The organism is Paraburkholderia sp. Ac-20347 (assembly GCF_017104805.1).
GTDB lineage: Bacteria > Pseudomonadota > Gammaproteobacteria > Burkholderiales > Burkholderiaceae > Paraburkholderia > Paraburkholderia tropica.
Map to the genome: position 1 here is coordinate 1 of NZ_JAAGPN010000439.1, position 4,142 is coordinate 4,142.

5 protein-coding genes are annotated in these 4,142 nt (G+C 61.6%); 3 read left to right on the top strand and 2 right to left on the bottom strand.

Annotation, left to right across the window (positions count from 1 at the left end; genetic code table 11):
* Positions 1-127 precede the first annotated feature (127 nt).
* From G3N97_RS37135 to G3N97_RS37150, 3 genes are all read left to right on the top strand, one after another.
* Positions 128-358 carry a hypothetical protein gene (locus G3N97_RS37135; protein WP_205997743.1) on the top strand — a complete coding sequence of 77 codons (231 nt, stop codon included), beginning with the start codon at positions 128-130 and terminating at the stop codon, positions 356-358.
* Entirely contained in the window at positions 355-594 is a 240-nt protein-coding gene (locus tag G3N97_RS37140; RefSeq protein WP_205997744.1) for a hypothetical protein, read from the top strand. Before G3N97_RS37135 ends, G3N97_RS37140 begins: the two co-directional genes overlap by 4 nt.
* 201 nt (positions 595-795) lie before the next feature.
* A complete protein-coding gene (locus G3N97_RS37150; protein ID WP_205997746.1) occupies positions 796-1,923 on the top strand; it encodes a tyrosine-type recombinase/integrase in 1,128 nt (375 codons plus the stop codon).
* Positions 1,924-1,969: 46 nt separating this feature from the next.
* Here G3N97_RS37150 and G3N97_RS37155 read toward each other — a convergent pair whose 3' ends face one another.
* Complete coding sequence (locus tag G3N97_RS37155; protein ID WP_205997747.1) at positions 1,970-2,926, bottom strand: porin; 957 nt, start codon at positions 2,924-2,926, stop codon at positions 1,970-1,972.
* A 290-nt stretch (positions 2,927-3,216) separates the two neighbouring features.
* The coding region (locus G3N97_RS37160) for a PLP-dependent aminotransferase family protein (RefSeq protein WP_205997748.1) at positions 3,217-4,142 on the bottom strand (926 nt) is incomplete at its 5' end.

Here is a 4,142-nt window from a genome sequence, read left to right on the forward strand (position 1 = left end):
CGCAAAACCTCACCTAAGACAGTAAAAGACGAAGAAGTTGGCGCGCAGGAGTGATGATTCTGCGCCACGAGGGTGGGTCAGTTTTAGATGCAAAAAGTGGGTCAGTTTCTACTGCAAATCAACAGGCGTGCGCATTGAGCGCCTGCAGGAGATCAGCGAAGACGACGCGCGCGCCGAGGGCGCATATCTTTTTCCGGCAGATGGCGGTGGCTGGAAGTTCGGGCGCGGCGAGCAGGAATATGACAGTGCCGGCGAGGCCTACCGATATCTGTGGGACGCACTCAATGCTGAGCGCGGGTTCGGTTGGAGCGCGAACCCGTGGGTCTGGGTGGTTGAATTCAGGAGGGCCGACGCGTGAGCATCCGGACCATCATCGAGATCAATCACGATCAACTGGGCGCCCTCAAGAATGATCCTGGGTGGTGGGCCCGACTCCTCGGAAATCTCGGCACATCGCGCTACGGCGCGGCGATCAATGAGGCGAATGCCGACGGTTGCCCGATCCATCTAGGCCATGGTGTCCGCCTCGTAACTCAGAGACATCATTCGGAAAGTGCGATGGTGAAAACTCAATACTTGGAGATCAAGCTTTGAAAATGGCAGCCCAATTGATACCTGTGCGGACGTGGGCCGAAGCCATGTTTGGCGATCGCGTCCCGCACGCGAACACTCTCCTGAACTGGATCAAGAACGGAAAGATTCGGCCCGTTCCGCGCAAAGTCGGACGACAGTACTTTTGTCGCCCGGACGCTGAATATGTCGATGCATGCGCGGAGCGCGCGGAAAGGATGGCTAGTGGCCGCTAGACGAAGAATCGCAGAACGACGGAACTGGCCGGATAATCTGTACAAGAATTCGGCCGGTTATTACTGGTACAAAAATCCCTATACCAAGGCCACCTACGGTCTCGGGAGGGATTTTAAGGTGGCGTCTGCGCAGGCGAAGGCGGCGAACGCCGAATTGCTGCGGCGCGCCGGTGAGGCTGGACTTATTAATCGAATCGACAGCACCACGTTTACGCTGTCGGCATGGTGCGATAAGTACCTCGAGAAGTACGAGAAGTCGGGCAAGGCGCCTAATTCCGTACGAGCCGTGCAAAGCATGATGAGGGCGATCAAGGATGCCCCTTTCGCCGAGCACCCAATAAACAAGGTGATGACGCGCGAAGTCAACGACTATATCGAACTCATAACCAAGACGCGGGGTCCGGCAATAACAGCAAAAATTCGTAGCCGATTGGAAGATGTATTCCGCAGCGCCGAGGCCGCTGGCCACGTTGAGCTCGGGAAAAATCCAGCAACACCGGTTGTCAGTCCGACCGTAGAGGTCGCGCGGGATCGACTCACGCTTGAGGACTTCGTAGCGATCGTTGAAAAAAGCAGAGAAGATCCGGGCCTTTGTTGGGCTACGAATGCGCTTGAACTGGCGTTACTCACCGGCTTGCGGGTGTCTGATATCGCCAACTTGCGCTTCGATCAGGTTAGGGAAGGATTTCTGTGGGTCGAGCCGATCAAGAGTCAGGGCAGTGTGAAGCTCAAAATTCCCGTTTCCGTCGGACTCGCGCAGATTGGGCTGACGATTGAGGACGTGATGAAGCGGTGCAGGGACAACGTTGTTTCAAAGTACGCGGTTCACTCGGTGCGCGTGCGAGGCTTGTCCAAGCCCGGCCACAAGATCGACCTGGACACGATCAGCGGCACGTTTGCCAGTTTGCGTGAAGCGGCCAAGGTCAAATGGCGCGATGGCATGACGCCTCCGACGTTCCACGAGATTCGATCTCTTGCGATCCGCATGTATTCTGACGAGGTCAGTCCAGAGTTTGCGCAGGCTCTCGTGGGGCACAAGTCGGCGTCCATGACCGCCCTGTATCGTGATCATCGCGGGAGGGAGTGGACTGAGGTCAAGGTGGTTGCCGGGAAATAATTTTGGACGAATTTTGGATTTTCATTTGACGGTTCGGGCGAAAGCCTTACCCATCAAGCGAAACGCCCCAATACGGTATTCCGATCTGGAAGCCCGGCGTGTTGTCGTGCGCGCCGCGCACGTTGCGATAGAGCGCGGCAAGCTGGATTTCGTCGATGGAGGTGGCCTGAATCGTCGCGCCCACTTCGGCGATGCTCATCGAGTGCGCGGAGCCGAGCCGCGCGGTGAACGAACCCGGCGCAGGTTCGCCCTTCGGCCGGTTGTACGAGTAGTTCGCCTGCAGATTGACCGGGCCGATCCGATACGCGAGCGCGGCCACGAAGTGCTCGGTGTTCATCAGGTCGATCGAGGCGGGCAGCGATGCATAACGCGCCGTGCCGCTGTGCTGGTAGACATACGCGAGGCCCGCGTAGAGCCCGCCGCCCGTGAAGTTCACGCCGAGGTTCAGCGTGTTGCCGAACGTCGACGGCACCGGTTGCGTGACCGTCTCCGAAAAACCGTACATGGTGTAGAGCTGCACGCCGCCGATGCGCGGCGTCTGATAAAGCACGGAGTTGCTCAGGCGCGCCGAGTCGTACTGCGTCGACAGCGTGTTGCGATCGACGGCCAGCACGTAGGACGCGAAAGGCGAGAGCCCTTCGTTGACCTTGAACGGATCGGTCGGGTACACCACGCGGAAGCTTGAATCGTATTGACGTCCGAACGAGAGCGAACCGTATTTCTCGTGCTTCAGGCCGACCCAGGCCTGACGGAAGAAGAGCTTGCTGGTGTCGGCATAAAGGCCGCCGTTGTTGAGGTTGAAGCCCGTTTCCACGTTGAACTGCGCAATCAGGCCGCCGCCCAGGTCCTCGGTGCCTTTCAGGCCGAACAGCGAACTCGTGGAGCCGCCGCTTTTAAGCGCGACGGTGTTCTTGCCATCGTTGCTGAGGTACTGCATGTAGGTATCCGCGACGCCGTACAGCGTCACGCCCGACTCGGCTGCCGCCGCACCGCTTGCCGCCACTGCGAGAGCAATTCCACACCACCCATGCCTGCGCACGCGCATGTCTGTCTCCTCTATTTTTGTGTAAGCAACATGAAATACGAATGATCGTGCTAATTAAAGGGGCGTCGAAATTAGCTGTCCACTGCATTCTTTTCATGAGGAGATTGCGGAAAATGCATGAGTGAGACGCACGGACGTGCGTCTGCCGCCGGGAGCAAATCCTGGCGCGAGGTACAGGGAGGGAAGGAAGGGCGCGGCGACCGCATCCGACGCATACATCGGATGCGGTCAGTGCTTCGCCAGCGGCGTTAGACGATCACCTGCGATTGCGCCGAACGGTTGCTCGCGAGCAGCGTGGAGAGACGCCGCAGCGCGGCCTGAAGCTGGCTGCGGTCGGCGGTGGCGCCCAGCGAGATGCGGATCGCGTTCGCCGTGCCCGGGCCTTGCTCGAACGCCGTGGACGGCGCGACCGCCAGGCCTTCGATATTGGCCGCCGCCGCGAGATCGCGCGCCTGCCAGTAGCTCGGCAGCGCGTACCAGAGGTGAATGCCCGCGCCCGCCGACGAGCCCAGCGTCTGCGCGGCCATGCGCTGGCGTTCGTGCGCCTCGGCGCGCACGCCGTCGAAGAAACGCGCAGCCGTGCCGTCAGCGATCCACTGCATCGCGAGCGTGTTCGTCAGCGGTGCGGCCATCAGCGAAAACGTGCGCAGCGCGGCCAGGAAGCGCGCGTGCGACGCCACGTCGGGCATTACGAGGAAGGCCGTGCGCAGGCCGGGCGAGAGCGTTTTCGAGAGCGTCGAGAGATAGCAGACCTGCGCCGGCGCGAGGCGCGCGAGCGGTGGCGGGGCGTCGGGAGCGAAGCGCCAGTAGGGATCGTCCTCGACGATGCGCACGTCGTAGCGCGCCGCCACGCGCAGGATCTCGCGGCGGCGCGACTCGGGCATGGTCGCGGCCGTGGGATTCTGCAAGGTCGGATTCAGATACAGCAGACGCGCGCCGTGCGAGCGGCAGGCGGCTTCGAGCGCGTCGGGGCGCATGCCGTCGGCGTCGGTGTCGATGGCTTCGAGGCGGCGGCCGAGTTGCGCGACGGCGTGCGGCAAGCCCGGATACAGCAGCGGCTCGGCGAGGATCGTGTCGCTCGGCGAGGTGAACGCGACGAGCAGCGCCGCCAGCGCGGCCTGCGCGCCGGGGCAGACGGCCACGCGCGCGGGATCGACCGGGCCGAGCGCCGGCG